Annotated in this window: 13 protein-coding genes and 2 pseudogenes; 7 read left to right on the top strand and 8 right to left on the bottom strand. The window is 64.4% G+C overall.

Features of this window, described 5'->3' with window-relative positions; all coding sequences use genetic code 11:
- Positions 1–416, bottom strand: a 416-nt coding sequence (maiA, locus tag BGI01S_RS24805) for a maleylacetoacetate isomerase (RefSeq protein ID WP_042328776.1), incomplete at its 3' end; no start/stop codon positions are given.
- Between the two features lie 29 nt (positions 417–445).
- Positions 446–1,144, bottom strand: coding sequence for a fumarylacetoacetate hydrolase family protein (locus BGI01S_RS24800; RefSeq protein WP_042328775.1), 699 nt, complete (start codon positions 1,142–1,144; stop codon positions 446–448).
- A gap of 239 nt (positions 1,145–1,383) precedes the next feature.
- Between BGI01S_RS24800 and ybiB the strand changes: the two genes are divergently transcribed.
- Together ybiB and BGI01S_RS24785 are read left to right on the top strand one after the other, a co-directional pair.
- A complete protein-coding gene (ybiB, locus tag BGI01S_RS24795; protein ID WP_042328788.1) occupies positions 1,384–2,361 on the top strand; it encodes a DNA-binding protein YbiB in 978 nt (325 codons plus the stop codon).
- 543 nt (positions 2,362–2,904) lie between these two features.
- Positions 2,905–3,966: pseudogene (locus BGI01S_RS24785) on the top strand (2-isopropylmalate synthase); the annotation flags it as partial.
- Between the two features lie 147 nt (positions 3,967–4,113).
- Here BGI01S_RS24785 and BGI01S_RS24780 read toward each other — a convergent pair.
- Positions 4,114–4,497 (bottom strand): nuclear transport factor 2 family protein, encoded by a 384-nt coding sequence (locus tag BGI01S_RS24780; RefSeq protein WP_042328770.1) that lies wholly within the window; start codon positions 4,495–4,497, stop codon positions 4,114–4,116.
- Between the two features lie 42 nt (positions 4,498–4,539).
- Positions 4,540–5,101 (bottom strand): annotated as a pseudogene (locus tag BGI01S_RS24775) (acyloxyacyl hydrolase).
- A gap of 362 nt (positions 5,102–5,463) precedes the next feature.
- Here BGI01S_RS24775 and rpoH point away from each other — a divergent pair.
- The 5 genes from rpoH to cydX all read left to right on the top strand — a co-directional run bounded on the left by rpoH (position 5,464) and on the right by cydX (position 9,903).
- Positions 5,464–6,399 (top strand): RNA polymerase sigma factor RpoH, encoded by a 936-nt coding sequence (gene rpoH / locus BGI01S_RS24770; protein ID WP_042328767.1) that lies wholly within the window; start codon positions 5,464–5,466, stop codon positions 6,397–6,399.
- A 339-nt stretch (positions 6,400–6,738) separates the two neighbouring features.
- On the top strand, positions 6,739–6,999 hold the full coding sequence (gene cydP / locus BGI01S_RS29810) for a cytochrome oxidase putative small subunit CydP (RefSeq protein WP_084585488.1): 261 nt from the start codon (positions 6,739–6,741) through the stop codon (positions 6,997–6,999).
- The gene (locus BGI01S_RS24765; protein WP_042328787.1) at positions 6,989–8,584 is read left to right on the top strand and encodes a cytochrome ubiquinol oxidase subunit I; all 1,596 of its coding nucleotides are present in this window, start codon (positions 6,989–6,991) and stop codon (positions 8,582–8,584) included. Before cydP ends, BGI01S_RS24765 begins: the two co-directional genes overlap by 11 nt.
- Positions 8,585–8,618: 34 nt before the next feature.
- Positions 8,619–9,755 carry a cytochrome d ubiquinol oxidase subunit II gene (gene cydB, locus BGI01S_RS24760; RefSeq protein ID WP_042328766.1) on the top strand — a complete coding sequence of 379 codons (1,137 nt, stop codon included), beginning with the start codon at positions 8,619–8,621 and terminating at the stop codon, positions 9,753–9,755.
- 28 nt (positions 9,756–9,783) lie between these two features.
- Complete coding sequence (cydX, locus tag BGI01S_RS24755; RefSeq protein ID WP_042328763.1) at positions 9,784–9,903, top strand: cytochrome bd-I oxidase subunit CydX; 120 nt, start codon at positions 9,784–9,786, stop codon at positions 9,901–9,903.
- 355 nt (positions 9,904–10,258) lie between these two features.
- On the opposite strand, the gene nagE is transcribed toward cydX, so the two are convergent.
- From nagE to nagA, 4 genes are all read right to left on the bottom strand, one after another.
- Positions 10,259–12,037, bottom strand: a complete 1,779-nt coding sequence (gene nagE, locus BGI01S_RS24750) for an N-acetylglucosamine-specific PTS transporter subunit IIBC (RefSeq protein WP_042328761.1) — start codon at positions 12,035–12,037, stop codon at positions 10,259–10,261.
- Positions 12,038–12,134: 97 nt separating this feature from the next.
- Positions 12,135–14,726: a phosphoenolpyruvate--protein phosphotransferase gene (gene ptsP / locus BGI01S_RS24745; RefSeq protein ID WP_084585487.1), complete on the bottom strand. Its 2,592-nt coding sequence runs from the start codon at positions 14,724–14,726 to the stop codon at positions 12,135–12,137.
- Positions 14,727–14,737: 11 nt separating this feature from the next.
- Entirely contained in the window at positions 14,738–15,745 is a 1,008-nt protein-coding gene (locus tag BGI01S_RS24740) for an SIS domain-containing protein (protein WP_042328755.1), read from the bottom strand.
- Positions 15,738–16,841, bottom strand: a complete 1,104-nt coding sequence (gene nagA / locus BGI01S_RS24735; protein ID WP_042328753.1) for an N-acetylglucosamine-6-phosphate deacetylase — start codon at positions 16,839–16,841, stop codon at positions 15,738–15,740. The genes BGI01S_RS24740 and nagA overlap by 8 nt, the downstream gene beginning before the upstream one ends.
- Positions 16,842–16,891 lie beyond the last annotated feature (50 nt).

Raw genomic sequence — 16,891 nt, 5'->3', positions numbered from 1 at the left:
CCCGCCTCGACCCAATGCCGGTACCAGCCGTCTTTCGCGTCGTCGTCGACACGCAGCGTGTGCTTCAGATACTTCAGCACGCGCAGATTGTTCAGCGGATGAATCTCGCACGCGACCTGCAACGCCACCGACCGCACATACGCGCGGTCGGCCGGCGCCTTGGGCAGCAACGGCGGTTGCGGGTGCGTCTCCTCCAGATACTCGATGATCGCGAGCGACTGCGGCATCACCTCGTTGCCGTCGACGAGCGTCGGCACGATGCCGTCCACGTTCACCTTGCGGTATTCGGGCTTCAGTTGCTCGCCGCCCTCGCGCACCAGGTGTACGGGCACGTAGTCGTACGGCAACTGCTTCACGTTGAGCGCAATGCGCACGCGATATGACGCCGAACTCCGGAAATAGCTGTAGAGCTTCATGTTGTCTGTCTCCTCCACGCCACCGCCTGTCAGACGACGCGCACGCTAAACTCGCCGAGCCCGTCCACGCCGCCCTTCATCAGATCGCCCTGCACCACCGCGCCGACGCCTTCCGGCGTGCCGGTGAAAATCAGGTCGCCGGGTTGCAGTTCGAACAGCGTCGACAGATAGGCGACCGTCTCGGCCACCGACCAGATCAGTTGCGACACGTCCGAGCTCTGCTTCTCCTCGCCGTTCACCGACAGCCAGATTGCGCCCTTGCCGATATGGCCGACCGTCGTCGCCGGATGGATCGGGCCGAGCGGCGCCGAGTGGTCGAAGCCCTTGGCGGTATCCCACGGCCGGCCCAGCTTCTTCGCTTCGCCTTGCAGATCGCGGCGCGTCATGTCGAGACCGAGCGCATAACCGTAGACGTGGTCGAGCGCGCTGTCGGCCGGAATGTTCTTGCCGCCCTTGCCGATCGCCGCGACCATTTCCATTTCGAAGTGGACGTTTTTGGACTGCGACGGATACGGGAATTCGCCGGTCGCGCCGGGCGCGACGTACAGCACGGCATCCGCCGGCTTGGTGAAGAAGAACGGCGGCTCGCGGTCGGGATCGTGGCCCATCTCGCGCGCGTGCGCCTCGTAATTGCGCCCCACGCAGTAGATGCGCCGCACCGCGAACTGCTCACTGGACCCCACAACCGGCACCGCCACCTGCGGTGCGGGTGCAAATACGTAACTCATCCCGTTCTCCGTTTCTTGATTTGTGCCGACGACGCGGCGAGAAAACATCGAGTTTAACGCGCAGCAAAGCGCGGTGCGCGGCAGACGGGCAGGCACTCCCTTGGACGGGCCAGCGCGCGACGCGTCTCGCCGGATCGCCATAGATGCGATACTCACACCGAACAGCGATCCAACAGCGTCCCTTGAATACCGTGGTGCGCCGCCTGAGCGCGGCGCGCAACCAAGTCCCCTTGCGCCCGATGACCCATTCCGCCGACACCGCCACCGACACCCCGTTCCCCTGCGCCCGATTCATCAAGGAGATTGGCCGCGGGCCGAACGGCGCACGCGCGCTGACCGCCGACGATACGCGCGCGCTCTACACCGCGATGCTCGACGGCCGCGTGGCCGAGCTCGAACTCGGTGCGGTGCTGCTTGCGTATCGCGTGAAGGGCGAGACCGCCGACGAACTCGCCGCGATGCTGGCCGGCGCGCACGCGTCGTTCGAGCCGATCCGGTTGCCGCATGGCGCGTTCCGGCCGGTGTCGATTCCCTCGTACAACGGCGCGCGCAAACAGCCGAACCTGGTGCCGCTGCTTGCCCTGCTGCTGGCGCGCGAAGGCGTGCCGGTGCTGGTGCACGGCGTCACCGAAGATCCGGGCCGCGTGACGAGCGCCGAGATCTTCACGCATCTGCAGATTGCGCACGTGCGCTCGCACGCCGATATCGAAGACGGTCTGGCCGAACACCGTCTCGCGTTCGCATCGATCGACGTGCTCGCGCCGAAGCTCGCGCGCCTGCTCGCGTTGCGGCGGCGCATGGGCGTGCGCAATTCGACGCACACGCTCGTGAAGATTCTGCAGCCGTTCGCGCCGGCGGGCCTGCGCCTCGTGAACTACACGCATCCGCCGTATCGCGACAGTCTCACGCAGTTGTTCAACACGCACCCGGACGCGGCCGCCGGTGGCGCGCTGCTGGCGCGCGGCACCGAAGGCGAAGCGGTGGCGGACACGCGGCGTCAGGTTCAGGTCGACTGGCTGCACGACGGCGTGTGCGAGACGCGAGTGCCGCACGAGCGCTCGTCGCCCGATGCGCCGGAAGTCGATCTGCCCGAAGCGCGCGACGCGCTCACCACGGCCGCGTGGATCGGCGCCGTGCTGCGCGGCGAAGCGCCGGTGCCGAGCGCGATCGAACGGCAGGTCGAGCTGATCGTGGACGTCGCGAAGATACCGGTTTGACGCGTGAAAAATGCGGTTGAATGTGAAGCCCACGTGCAACGCATGAGCCTTCATCGCGCACGTCCACGGCATGAGTCAGCGCAAGGAAGCGGCGAGCATAGGTTGACAGGCCGCTTCATACCGTCATACATTTAGCCCCATGCGTTCCCTTCCGAACACCCTCCGAATTACCTCTGGCCGCCTGGCGCGGCCGCTATCGCTACGTCTAGCGTAAGTCAGGCGTAGCGCCGCGCGCTGGCAACCGTGTTGCCGTCGAGCGGTCCTCCAAGCAGTTTCGCGGTTCCTGTTTCACCCCCACTCGCCGTTCTTCACAACCAGTAGTCGTTTGCATTCGTCCGTTTACCGTGCGGACGAAGCGCGAGGGTCAAATGCACATCGCATGGGCATCATCCACGTTCGTTTTCGTCGTCAGCACGACGCTGTTCGTTCGCGCCCGTTCGTTGTTGCCGCTAGCCACCGGCTGGCGGGCCGTGCATCCGTGGCAGTCCGCCAACCGCTCAATGCCACACCCTTTCGCATTCGACACAACGAACAAGGCACATCATGTTGCGCAATCCCGCTGAGAAATATCGTCCCTTCCCAACCGTGCGCGTCACTGGCCGCAAATGGCCCAGCCGCACGATCGACCGCGCACCCGTCTGGATGAGCACCGATCTGCGCGACGGCAACCAGGCGCTGATCGAGCCGATGAACGCCGCGCAAAAGCTCGAATTCTTCGAGATGCTGGTCGCAATCGGCTTCAAGGAGATCGAGGTCGGCTTTCCGTCGGCGTCGCAAACCGACTTCGATTTCGTGCGCAAGCTGATCGACGAAAAGCGCATTCCCGACGACGTGACCATCGAGGTCTTCATGCCGTCGCGCGCCGAGTTGATCGCGCGCACGTTCGAAGCGCTCGAAGGCGCCCCGCGCGCGATCGTGCACCTGTACAACGCGATCTGCCCGTCGTTCCGGCGCATCGTCTACAACCAGTCGAAGGCGCAGATCAAGGCGCTGGCCGTGGACGGCACGCGCATCATCAAGGAACACGTCGAGGCGCGGCCCGGCACGCACTGGACCTTTCAGTATTCGCCCGAAACCTTCAATACGGCCGAGCTGCCGTTCGCGCGCGAAGTCTGCGACGCCGTCGCGCAAACATGGCGGCCCACGCGCGATCACAAGATGATTCTCAACCTGCCGGCGAGCGTCGAGGCGGCGACGCCGAACGTATTCGCCGATCAGATCGAATGGATGGACCGCCATCTTGCTTATCGCGACAGCATCGTGCTGTCGGTGCATCCGCATAACGACCGCGGCACTGCGGTGGCTGCGGCGGAACTGGCGCTGCTCGCAGGCGCGGACCGCGTAGAAGGATGCCTGTTCGGCAATGGCGAGCGCACGGGCAATCTCGATCTCGTCGCGCTCGCGATGAATCTCGACGCGCAGGGTATCGACAGCGGGCTGGATTTCTCCGATATCGCGGCAGTGCGGCGCGTGGTCGAGCGTTGCAATCAGCTTCCGGTGCATGCGCGGCATCCGTATGCGGGCGACGCGGTGATGCGGGCCGCAGAGGCGGCGCGCTGCGAACATATGGCGGCGGATCAGGAAGGTTGCTCGGCGGATCGTCCCGCCGACGAAGAAACGGAGCGGCAGCAGGTCGCCGCCTGAGATTCAAACGAGAAATTCGAGTGAGAAGAGCGTGTACCCCGCGCTCTCAACCTACCGGCGCGTTCACGAGACGCAACCGGCCAGACAAACGACGTGAGCCCACGAGGCTCACTCCAGCGCGCAACGTGTCGCCTGCCACGCAATCAGGCGCCACTGCCCGTCTTCCTGTGTGTGAATCGCGGTGTAAGCAATCGGAAACAGCAACGCGCCGTTATTCGCTTCCATTTCGATCAACGCGCGGCCGGTGACGACATACGTCTCCCGCCCAGCCGGCAACACCTCCTGCGACTGCACTTCGATCTGCCGATAGCGGCGGCGTCCTCCGGTGATCCCGTCGATGAACTGCCGCTTCGTTTCGCGCTTGCCGTTGGTGTGGACATAGCTCACGTTGTCCGCGAGCAGCGTGTCGAGCGAATGTCCATCGCCGTCGACCATCGCACGGAAGCGCTCTCGCTCAAGCCCGCGAATCGCTTCGATCGTCTTTGCCGCCATTGCTCAGCCCTCGCACCGGTAAGCCGAACGCGGCCTCGGTCGTCAGAAGTTATATTGCAAATATAGCTGGCTGAAATTTATACCAGGATTCGGCTCATTGATACCGCCGTTGGAAATATGCTGGAAGCGGTAGCCCGCGAGGTACCGCTTGCGGTTGCCGAACTGCACGCCAACGCCCGCCATGTCGGCGAACTGGAACGCGGTGCCGAGCGTGAAGTCCGAAGAAATCCGGGGGCTCGACAGCAGCCGGATGCCCGCGCCCACCTCGATGAAGGGACGCACCACTCCCGATATCTTGATGTAGCGGATCACCGGCGTCACGCCGATTTCGCCGATGTCGTTGTGCACATTCCCTTCGTTGGTGTGCCACCAGGCCGCGTGTGCCTCGCCGATCAGCGAGAAGTGCCAGTCGCCGATCTGCCACCACGTCAGCCCCGGATTCCACGCGACGGCAAGATCGAATTTTTTGACGTGGTGATCGCCGACGCCGCCGGCTACCTGCAGGCCGAACTGGTCCGCCGAGGCCAACGCAGGCACGCCGAGAACAGTGCCAGCAGTACGCTTTTAGAGCCAGATCACGCAGAACATTCTTTTTGTTGCTCATCTAACACCTGAGCCCGTCGAACGTTAACGATGCATAACTGTTTTGCTTATTCTAAAGACGACGCCCGATTGGTGGATCATATGAAGAAGACTTCATTATCGCAATTAGTCACTTCACATTTGGCAGATACTGGGTATTTATGAGAGCGAATGGCCATGAATGGGTGAATTCTACGTCCTGCGCGAGGGCGGCGGTTCGTGTACTCTATGGCTATTGAAACCTCGATTTCAATAGCAAATTATGGAACTTCGATGCCCCTACTGCCTCTAAGTATTAGCACTCGGTAAATCAGAGTGCTAACATCCACCGCTGGAGTCGTTTAACTGAGTACGCTTTTGTCTGATTCCAAAGGAGTTTCCTACGTGAGCCATGCAATGACCCTTCCGAGTACTTTGAGCCCGTCGTCGGCTAAGGCCGCTTCGGCAGGTGCACTGGCGCTCTCGCATTCCTCGTTGCTGCCCGGTCAACTGGGCAATATCGACGCCTACATCCAGGCCGTTAATCGGATTCCGATGCTGACGCCGGCGGAAGAACGCCAGTTCGCCACCGAATTTCGCGAGCAGGACAACCTGGAGTCCGCGCGCCGTCTCGTGCTGTCGCACCTGCGACTGGTCGTGTCGATCGCGCGTAACTATCTGGGTTACGGATTGCCGCATGCCGACCTGATCCAGGAAGGCAATATCGGCCTGATGAAGGCCGTGAAGCGCTTCGATCCGGAGCAGAACGTGCGCCTCGTGTCGTACGCAATGCACTGGATCAAGGCCGAGATCCACGAATACATTCTGCGCAACTGGCGGATGGTGAAGGTCGCCACCACCAAGGCGCAGCGCAAGCTGTTCTTCAACCTGCGCAGCCACAAGCAAGGCCTGGGCGCGTTCACGCCGGACGAGATCGAAGGTCTCGCGAAGGAACTGAATGTGAAGCGCGAGGAAGTCGCCGAAATGGAAACGCGTTTGTCCGGCGGCGACATCGCGCTGGAAGGCCAGGTCGAGGACGGCGAAGAGTCGTACGCGCCGATCGCCTATCTGGCCGATTCGCATAGCGAACCGACGGCCGTGCTGGCTTCGCGTCAGCGCGACCGGCTGCAAAGCGACGGTATCGCCAGTGCGCTGGACGCGCTGGACGCCCGCAGCCGCCGCATCATCGAAGCACGCTGGCTGAAGGTGGAAGACGACGGTTCGGGCGGCTCGACGCTGCACGAGCTGGCTGACGAATTCGGTGTGTCCGCCGAGCGTATCCGGCAGATCGAAGCAAGCGCCATGAAGAAAATGCGCGGCGCGCTGACCGAATATGCGTAAGGTCTGAAAGCCATCGGCACGAGCCGGTTCACTCGGCTCGCACCACCCGGCCCCAAGCCCCGCCCTCGCAAGACGGCGGGGCTTTTTTTGTCCGCGCGGCGGCGCGTTCGCGCACGCCCACGTCCGATTAAAGAGATGGCCTCTAGCCACAGCTTTCTTGACGTATCACAAGGCAGATAGCAATACTGGATAAACGCGGCGAGTTTAGCGACTCAATGCCGCACTGCCGAATCGAATCGCGCGAGGTTCCGCTCCTAAAATCGGGATGCACTCGCCAGGCCGCCTCGAGCGACCTGGATCCAGCCGGACTCACCGGTGTGAAGTCGCTTTCGACCGACCATGACCATAGCCCTCAATCGCAATACCACCCTCCGGTCACGCTGGCGCATGCGGCTTACCAGGTGGGTCCGCGGTCCAACGCTGGCGCGGGATATCGCCATCGTCCTCGCCATCAAATTCGCACTGCTGATGGTACTTAAATACACATTCTTCAATCATCCGCAGGCGGAGCATATGTCGCTGCCGCCTGAACAAGTTGCGCAGGCGCTGCTGTCCGCGTCTGCCTCGCATTCGTCTCAAGGTGATCAACATGCCCGTTAGCGAAGTCGTAGAACTGTCGCGCCTCCAGTTCGCCATCACGGCGCTCTATCACTTTCTGTTCGTGCCGCTTACGCTCGGCCTCGCATGGTTGCTCGTCATCATGGAGTCGGTCTATGTGATGACCGGCAAACAGATTTACAAGGACATGACCCAGTTCTGGGGCAAGCTGTTCGGTATCAATTTTGCAATGGGGGTCACCACAGGTCTCACGCTGGAATTCCAGTTCGGCACGAACTGGGCGTACTACTCGCATTACGTCGGCGATATTTTCGGCGTGCCGCTCGCCGTCGAAGGGCTAATGGCCTTCTTCCTGGAATCGACCTTCGTCGGCCTGTTCTTCTTCGGCTGGAACCGGCTGTCGAAGGTGCAGCATCTGATCGTCACGTTCCTCGTCGCGCTCGGCTCGAACCTGTCGGCGCTGTGGATTCTGGTGGCCAACGGCTGGATGAACAATCCGGTCGGCGCGGTCTTCAACTACCAGACCATGCGCATGGAACTCGACAGCATCTTCTCCGTGCTGTTCAATCCTGTCGCCCAGGTGAAGTTCGTGCACACCGTGTCGGCCGGTTACGTGACGGCGGCGATGTTCGTGCTCGGCGTGTCGTCGTGGTATCTGCTCAAGCGCCGCGACACCGAATTCGCGTTGCGCTCGTTCGCGATCGCGGCGGGTTTCGGCCTCGCGTCGACGCTGTGCGTGATCGTGCTCGGCGACGAATCCGGCTATCGCACGGGTGAAGTTCAGCAGGTGAAGCTGGCCGCGATCGAATCCGAATGGGAAACCGCACCGGCACCCGCACCGTTCACGATCTTCGGCATTCCGAACCAGGAAGAACAGCGCACGGACTACGCGATCCGGGTTCCGTACGCGCTCGGCATCATCGCCACGCGCTCGCTCGACGAACCGGTGGTCGGTCTGCGTGACCTGATCGCGCGGAACGAGGTGCGCATCAAGAACGGCATGCTGGCGTACGCCGCGCTGCAAAAGCTGAAGCAAGGCGACGCAACGGACGAAGCCCACGCCGAGTTCGAAGCGCACAAAGCCGACCTCGGCTACGGCCTGATGCTCAAGCAGTTCACCGCGAACGTCACCGACGCCACGCCGGACCAGATCGAGCAAGCCGCGAAGAAGACGATTCCCCCGGTCGCGCCGTTGTTCTTCTCGTTCCGTCTGATGGTCGGCCTCGGCATCCTGTTCCTCGCGACCTTCGTGCTGGCGTTCTGGTTCTGCGCGCAACGTTCGCTGCTGCTGGAAAAGCGTCGCTGGTTCCTGCGTTGGGCCGTGTGGGCGATTCCGTTGCCATGGCTCGCGGCCGAATTCGGCTGGATCGTCGCTGAAGTGGGTCGTCAACCGTGGAGCATCGCCGGCATTCTGCCGACCAACCTCGCCGCGTCGAATCTGACGCCACGCGATCTGTATCTGAGTATCGCCGGCTTCGTGCTGTTCTACACGGTGCTGTTCATCATCGAAATCATGCTGATGTTCAAGTACGCGCGGCTCGGCCCTTCGTCGCTGCATACGGGCCGTTACCACCACGAAGAGAAGCAGCCGCTGGAACAGCCGCTGTCGACCAACCCGGCCGCATGATTCGCCGCCACACTGTTCCCAGGGAAAGATCATCATGGATTACGCAACCCTCAAACTGATCTGGTGGGTGTTGATCGGCGTACTGCTGATCGGCTTCGCGCTCACCGACGGCTTCGACATGGGCGCGGCGATTCTGCTGCCGTTCATCGGCAAGACCGACGCCGAGCGGCGCATCGTCGTGAACACGGTCGGCGCGACGTGGGAAGGCAATCAGGTCTGGTTCGTCACCGCGGGCGGCGCGATGTTCGCCGCATGGCCGCTCGCCTACGCGGCGTCGTTCTCCGGCTTCTACTTCGCGATGCTGCTGGTGTTGTTCGCGCTGTTCTTCCGGCCGGTCGGCTTCGACTACCGCAGCAAGCGTGAAGACCCGCGCTGGCGCAGCGCATGGGACTGGGCGCTGTTCGTCGGCGGTTTCGTGCCGACGCTGGTGTTCGGCGTCGCGTTCGGCAACCTGCTGCAAGGCGTGCCGTTCTCGTTCGACACCGACCTGCGCGTCACGTATCACGGCGGCTTCTTCGGCCTGCTCAATCCGTTCGCGCTGCTGTGCGGCCTCGTCAGCGTAGCGATGCTGGCTGCGCACGGCGCCGCCTTCGTCAAGATGAAGACGGACGGCGTGGTCGCAAAGCGCGCGGCGCTGGCGCTGCGGATTGCGTCGCTCGTCGGCGTGGTGCTGTTCCTTATCGGCGGCGCGCTGGTCGCCACGATGATCGGCGGCTACCAGATCGTCGACGCTCCGCCGCTCGACGCGGTTGCCAATCCGTTGATGAAGACCGTGATCGGCGCACCGGGCCTATGGCTCACCAACTATTCGCTGTATCCGTGGACGGTGGCCGCGCCCGTGTTGGGTCTCGTCGGCGGCGTGCTGGCTGTGCTGCTCGCGCGCTCGCGCTTCGAGAAGAGCGCGTTCCTGTCGACCGGGCTGATGATCATCGGCGTGATTCTGACGGCGGGCTTCTCGATGTTCCCGTTCATCATGCCCTCGTCGCTCGACGGCCGCAGCAGCCTGACCATGTGGGATTCGACCTCGAGCCGCATGACGCTGGAGATCATGCTGTTCGCCGTGATCGTCTTCCTGCCGATCGTCCTGCTGTACACGAGCTGGGTGTATCGCGTGCTGCGCGGCAAGGTGACCGCCGCGGCTCTGAAGGAAAATCACCATACGATGTATTGATCGGCACTACGCTTAACAGGAGTTTGTGATGTGGTATTTCAGTTGGCTGCTCGGTATCGGCGTCGCGTTGGCGTTCGGCATCATTAACGTGATGTGGCTCGAATCGCGCAGGCCGTCGGAAGTGGCGGCAAAGACCAAAGCGCACTAATGCGGCACCCACCGGCCGCGAGCCGGTAAGCGCAAAAGCGGCACCTTGAATTCAAGGTGCCGCTTTTTTATTGCCGTGTCATCGCGTTTGCCGAACGTCAGCCTGCGCAGGCCGCCAGTGCAGCAGACTTGCATGCGGCGTGCGGGCGACGGCGTTGGCGTTGGCGCCGCCGCTTCAGGTTTCCGCGTCGCCAGACGTGGCAAAGACCAAAGCGCACTAAGCGGCGCCCGCTGAGCGCGAGTCGGTAAACGCAAAAGCGGCACCTTGAATCAAGGTGCCGCTCTTTTATTGCCGCGTTATCGCGTTTGCCGAACGTCAGCCTGCGCAGGCCGCCCGCTCAGCAGGCTCGCATGCGTCAGGCGGGCAACGGCGTTGCGCCGCCGCTCTCCGACATGCGCGTCGCCAGCCGCGCGGCGTAACGCTGCGCCGCTTCGCCGACGACGATATGGAACGTGTCGCCGGAGACCCACGCGGTATCGAGCGTCGCCAGACGCTGACGATCGACCGCCGACGCATCGCGCACGACGACACGCAGACGCGTCGACGCCACCGCATCCAGCGAGACCACGTTGCCCGCGCCGCCGAACACCGCGAGCCAGCGCAGCGGATCCGGGTCGAGCGGGCCGCCTTGCGCGTTCGTCGCCGCCGCTACCGGTGCGCTTGCCGCAGGCGCGGCAGCGGCTACAGCAGCAGCCGGCTTCACCGCCTCGCCGCCGCCCTGCGCGATCACCGTGCGCATTTCATCGGCGATGATGTCCGCTTCCGGCCCGATGATCACCTGCACGTTGTTCGAGCCGCGCTTGAGCACGCCACGCGCGCCGATCGTCTTCAGCTCGCTCTCGGAGACCTTGTTCGCATCGACCACCGACAACCGCAGGCGCGTCGTGCACGCATCCACCACCGACAGATTCGCCGCGCCGCCCAGCGCCGCGATATAGCGCTGCGCGCGCGGCACGGCCGCACCCGCTGCCGGCGAAACGAAACCGCCTGCGCTGAACGAATCGACCTGTTCGTCGGCGGCAGCGGGTTCGCGGCCCGGCGTCGCCATGTTGAATTTACGGATGAAGAAGCGGAACAGCCCGTAGTACGCAACCGAATACACGAGGCCGATCGGAATCGCCCACCAGCCCTTCGTCGACAGGCCGAAGTTCAGCACGTAGTCGATGAACCCCGCCGAGAACGTGAAGCCGAGGTGAATACCGAGCGCCGAGCAGATCGCGAGCGACAGCCCGGTCAACAGCGCATGGATCACGTACAGCACCGGCGCGAGGAACATGAAGCTGAATTCGATCGGCTCGGTGACGCCCGTCAGGAACGAGGTCAGCGCCATAGAGAACAGCAGGCCGCCGACCACCGCGCGGCGCTCCTTCGGTGCTTCATGGAACATCGCGAGACACGCCGCCGGCAGGCCGAACATCATCACCGGGAAGAAGCCCGTCATGAACGTGCCCGCGGTCGGGTCGCCCGCGAAAAAGCGATGCAGGTCGCCCGTCACAGCGACACCGCCCGGCGGCGTGAAGGTGCCGAACACGAACCACGTCAGCGAATTGAGGATGTGATGCAAGCCCGTGACCAGCAGCAGACGATTCAGCACGCCGAACACGAATGCGCCGAGCGCGCCCGCCGTGGTCAGCCAGTGGCCAGCCGTGTCGATCACGGCCTGCACCGGCTGCCACACGTAGCCGAATGCTATGCCGAGTCCAAGACAGACCACCCCGGTGGCAATCGGCACGAAGCGTTTCCCTCCGAAGAACGCGAGGTAATCGGGCAGCTTGATGTCCTTGTATCTGTTGTACAGGAGGCCCGCGACGATACCGGCGACGATACCGGACAACACGCCCATGTTGAGCTTGTCGTTGATGTCCTTCATCACCGCGATCTGCACCAGATAGCCGATCGCCCCCGCAAGACCCGCCACGCCGTTGTTGTCCTTCGCGAAGCCGACCGCCACGCCGATCGCGAACAGCAGCGGCAGATTGTCGAAGATCGCACCGCCGGCGTCGGCGATCATCTTGATGTTGAACACATCGGGCTGGCCCAGGCGCAGCAGCAGGCCGGCAACCGGCAGCACCGCGATCGGCAGCATCAGCGCGCGTCCCAGGCGCTGAATCTTCAGAAACGGATTTCCATCCATTGATATCTCCAATCCTTAACTCGTGGTCGAGTGTCGTCGTCAGGTTTTATTGCTATACGTAGTCACGATGCGAAGCTGGTTGCGGACCGCGTGGGGTTCAGTCCAAAGGCCAGGTTTCGCGGCTTGCTGCTCTCACCGCCTGCGCCGATTCGAGCGCCAGAGCATCCTGGGCGCGCTGACGGCACAGCTGATAATCGAGGTTGCGCACACGCGCCTTGATGCCCGGCACCGACACCGGGTCCACCGACAACTCGGTCACGCCGAGGCCGACGAGCAGCGGCATCGCGAGCGGATCGCCGGCCAGCGCGCCGCACACGCCGACCCATTTGCCATGCTTGTCAGCGCCTTGCACGGCCGCCGCGATCAGCCGCAGTACCGCCGGGTGCAGGCCGTCGGCTTGCGCGGCGAGATCGGCCTGGCAGCGGTCCATCGCGAGCGTGTATTGCGTCAGATCGTTGGTGCCGATCGACAGGAAATCCGCGTGTTGCGCGAGTTGATCGGCAAGCAGCGCCGCCGACGGCACTTCGATCATCACGCCGACTTCGATCGGTTCCGTGCGACCCGCTTCGCTAGCCAGTTCGTCAATGCGTTTGCGGATGCGGACCAGCTCGCCGACATCGGTGACCATCGGCAGCAGGATGCGCACCGCGCCGAGCGGCTGCACCGCGAGCAGGCCACGCAACTGATCGTCGAGCAGATCCGGGCGCACTTGCGCGAGGCGAATGCCGCGCAGGCCGAGCGCCGGATTCGGTTCGGGCGGCAGCGTCAGATAGTCGACTTCCTTGTCCGCGCCGACATCCAGCGTGCGGATGATCGCGGTGCGTCCGCTCAATGCATCGACAATTGCCTGGTAGCTCTGACGATGTTCGTCGGTGGTGGGCGCCGCCGCGCGATGAATGAACAGCAGTTCGGTGCGCAACAGGCCAACAGCATCGGCGCCATTGTCGACGGCGGCTTTCGCGTCGTCGAGCGTGGCGATGTTCGCGGCCACTTCGATTGCGCGGCCATCGGCCGTCACTGCCGCTTGCTGCGACGTGCGGCGATTGGCTTCGCGCACGTCGGCGAGACGGCTGCGTTCCAGACGCGCGCGTTCGACGTCGAGTTCGGTCGGTGCGAATTCGAGGCGGCCGGTGTTCGCGTTGACCACCACCTGCGTGCCCGGCGGAATCGCGTGCAACGCATCGCCGACCGCGACCAGCGCGGGAATGCCCGCCTGGCGCGCGAGAATCGCCGCATGCGAGGTCGCACCGCCGCGTGCCATCACCAGCGCGGTGACGCGCGAGCGATCCAGCGACGATAGATCGGACGGCGTGAACTCTTCAGCCGCGAGCACGGCTTCTTCGGGCAGCGTACGCGCCGCCGCGTTCGTATAGCCGAGCGCGCGCAGCACGCGCTTGTCGATGTCGCGCAGATCGGCGGCACGTTCCGCGAGCAGCGCGTCTTCCACTTTGCTTAGGATGCCGATCTGTGCGCGGATCGCCTCGCGCCACGCAAAGCCGGCGCTCTTGCCGAGACTGATCAGATCGCGCGCGGCGTCGAGCAGCGTCGGATCTTCGAGCAGCACGCGATGCACCGCGAAAATCCCCGCTTCGCCGACCGCGCCGCGTTGCGACGCATCGCGCACGGTCGTGTCGAGATCGGCATCGACAGTGGCGATCGCCTTGTCGAGCAGACGACTTTCGGCGGCGGACGTGCCGCTCGCCTGCTCCGGCGGATCGATGTCCGCGTCGTCCCAGCGCACCAGCTTGCCCACCGCGATGCCCGGCGCCGCGCTAACACCCGCGAGCGTGTTCGGCGCGAGCGCTTCGCCCGCCGGGCGCGCCACCGCTTGCGGCGCCGGCGAGCTTTGACGCGCCGGCTTCTCTTCGACTTCGCCGTGCGTTTCGCGCGTCAGTTCGCGAGCGATCGCATCGACCGCGGCCTGCGCTTGCGGGCCGACACCGAGCAACTCGACGGTCGCGCCTTCACCCGCGCCGAGGCCGAGCAGTCCGACCACGCTTTCGATCGCCGCCTTGCGTCCTTCGTAACGCACTTCGACGCGCGCATCGAAGCCGCGCGCCGCTTCGCGCGCACGCGCGGCAGGCCGAGCATGCAGACCGCCCGCGTGAATCAGCGTGACCTGCTGACGCGCTTCTTCCATCACCTTCGTCGCGCTCAGTTGGCGCGATGCGTCGGCGGCCGCGCCGTCGCGCGCACGCAGCACCAGCAGCGGCGTCTCGCCCGCCTTCAGCAGACCGCCTTGCGCGCGCTCGACGACCTCGAACGCATCCGAATTGGCAATCGCGATCACCGACACGAGGCTCGGTGCATTCAACGCGATCTGATCCTGATCGAACTCGATCAGGACGTCGCCGGCACGCACGTGCGCGCCCTGCTCGACCATCGGCGCAAAGCCTTTGCCGTTCAGCTCGACCGTGTCGATACCGATGTGCAGCAAGATCTCCGCGCCTTCGGCGCTCGTCAGCGTGACCGCATGGCCGGTACGCGCGAGATGGGTAACGACACCGTCGCACGGCGCGACGAGTCGGCCCTCGAGCGGATCGACGCCGATGCCGTCGCCGAACATGCCGCCCGAAAACACCGGGTCGGGCACGTTCGCGAGCGGCACGACCGGACCGGTCAGCGGCGCAAGCAAAACAATATGGCCTTCAGATTGGCTCATCAAGCGGGACTCCTCGACACGTCGCATCTGATTTCTCGTCAGTGAGTTTCGGTGACTTTGTTGAGATGGCGCGGCGCATCGGGATTGCGCCCGCGCGCGGCCGCAAGGCCGGCGGCCATCACGTAAAAGGACAGGATGGCGGCGATCGGATCGAGCGCCGCGTGAGCGGTGGATGCCAGCGGCAACGTGGCGTCGGACACGTCGTCCGGCGCGGCGAGCAGCACGCGCGCGCCGCGCGCGCGCATGTCGTGCGCGAGTTGCAGCAGGCCCGCCTGTTCGGGGCCGCGCGGCGCGAACACCAGCAGCGGGTAGTCGCGGTCGATCAGTTCCATTGGACCGTGACGCACTTCCGCGCTGGAAAACGCTTCGGCCTGAATGCCGGAGGTTTCCTTCAGCTTTAGCGCGGCTTCCTGCGCGATCGCCAGACCCAGACCGCGGCCGATCACGATCATGCGTTCGACCCCGCGCAGTTCGTCGACGGCGTTCGACCAGTCGAGCTTGCCCGCGCGTTGCAGCGCCTCGGGCAGCGTGTTGAGCGCGCCGAGCAGTTTGGCGTCGTTCTGCCAATGCGCGACCAGTTGCGCGGAAATCGACAGCATCGCGATGTAGCTCTTGGTGGCCGCGACGCTCAGTTCAGGACCGGCGACGAGCGGCAGTTGCCATTCGCACGCATCGGCGAGCGGCGAGCCCGGCGCGTTCACGGCGGCCACGGTCAACGCGCCCGCGTTGCGCAGAGCCTGCATCGTGCCGACCAGATCCGGGCTCTTACCCGATTGCGAGAACGCCAGCGCGAGCTGATCGCGCACCTGCAGCGGCGCCTGTTGCAGCGTCGCGACCGACATCGGCAGCGACGCGACCGGCACGCCGAGGCGGCTCATCGTTAGTGATGCGAAGTAACTCGCCGCATGATCCGAGCTGCCGCGCGCGACTGTCAGCGCGACATGGCGCGGCTGCTCCGCCAGCTTCGCCGCGAGCGCGGCGACGCGCGAGGTGTCCGTGAGTTGCGCGGCGACCGTTTCAGCGGACGCCAGCGCCTCTTTAAGCATATTCGACAATTGCTTCTCCTTCGACGTAAGTCGCGGTCAATGCCAGTTCACGATCGAACACGACCACATCGGCCCAGGCGCCGCGCGCGATACGGCCGCGGTCCTCGATACCGAGATAGTCGGCGGCATAGCGCGACAAACGGTTTGATACATCGGCGATCGGCAGACCGATCGACACAAGGTTGCGCAGCGCCTGATCCATCGTCAGGGTGCTGCCGGCGAGCGTGCCGTCGGCGAGACGCACGCCGCCCAGGCACTTCGTCACGTGCTGGCTGCCGAGGCGGTATTCGCCGTCGGGCATGCCGGTGGCCGACGTGCTGTCCGTCACCACATACAGGCGCGGAATCGCGCGCAACGCGGCGCGGATCGCGCCCGGATGAACGTGCAGCAGGTCGGGAATGATTTCGGCGAATTCGGCATGCGCGAGCGCCGCGCCCACCAGTCCAGGATTGCGGTGATGCAGCGGCGACATCGCGTTGAACAGGTGCGTGAAGCCGCACGCGCCATGCTTGAGCGCGGCGACCGCGTCGTCGTAGGTGCCGAGCGAATGGCCGAGCTGCACGCGCACGCCGCGCGCCGCCATCGCGGAGATGATCTCCATATGACCGGCGATTTCCGGCGCCAGCGTGACCACGCGGATCGGCGCGATCGACAGATACTTCAGCACTTCGTCCATCACCGCCGAGACCGCCGCGTCAGGTTGCGCACCGAGCTTGCCGGGGTTGATGTACGGCCCTTCCAGGTGCACGCCGAGCACGCGCGCGCCGCCCGGCGTGCGCACCTTCGCGTTGTTGCCGAGGCCGGCGACCACGTTCATCAGCTCGTCGCGCGGTGCGGTCATCGTGGTGGCGAGCAGGCTCGTCGTGCCGTAACGCGCATGCGTGCGGGCGATCACTTCGATCGCGTCACCGGCTTCCATCACGTCGGAACCGCCGCCGCCGTGCACGTGCAGATCGATGAAGCCGGGCAGGATGTACGGCGCGTCGTTCGTCGACGGATCGACGCGCTCGCCGGTGAGCGCCGTGATGCGGCCGTTTTCGTATTCGAGCGTGCCGTGAATCCACCCATCGGTGGTCAGTATGTTTCCGGTCAGCATGAGTCTTCCTGGTGAGGCGTGATACGGGTGTGACTGAATCGCGCTTGCGG

Origin of the sequence: Paraburkholderia ginsengisoli NBRC 100965 (assembly GCF_000739735.1) — a bacterium.
Classification (GTDB): domain Bacteria; phylum Pseudomonadota; class Gammaproteobacteria; order Burkholderiales; family Burkholderiaceae; genus Paraburkholderia; species Paraburkholderia ginsengisoli.
The sequence above is the reverse complement of the archived record's forward strand: the minus strand, read 5'-3'. Positions and strand labels throughout refer to the sequence as shown.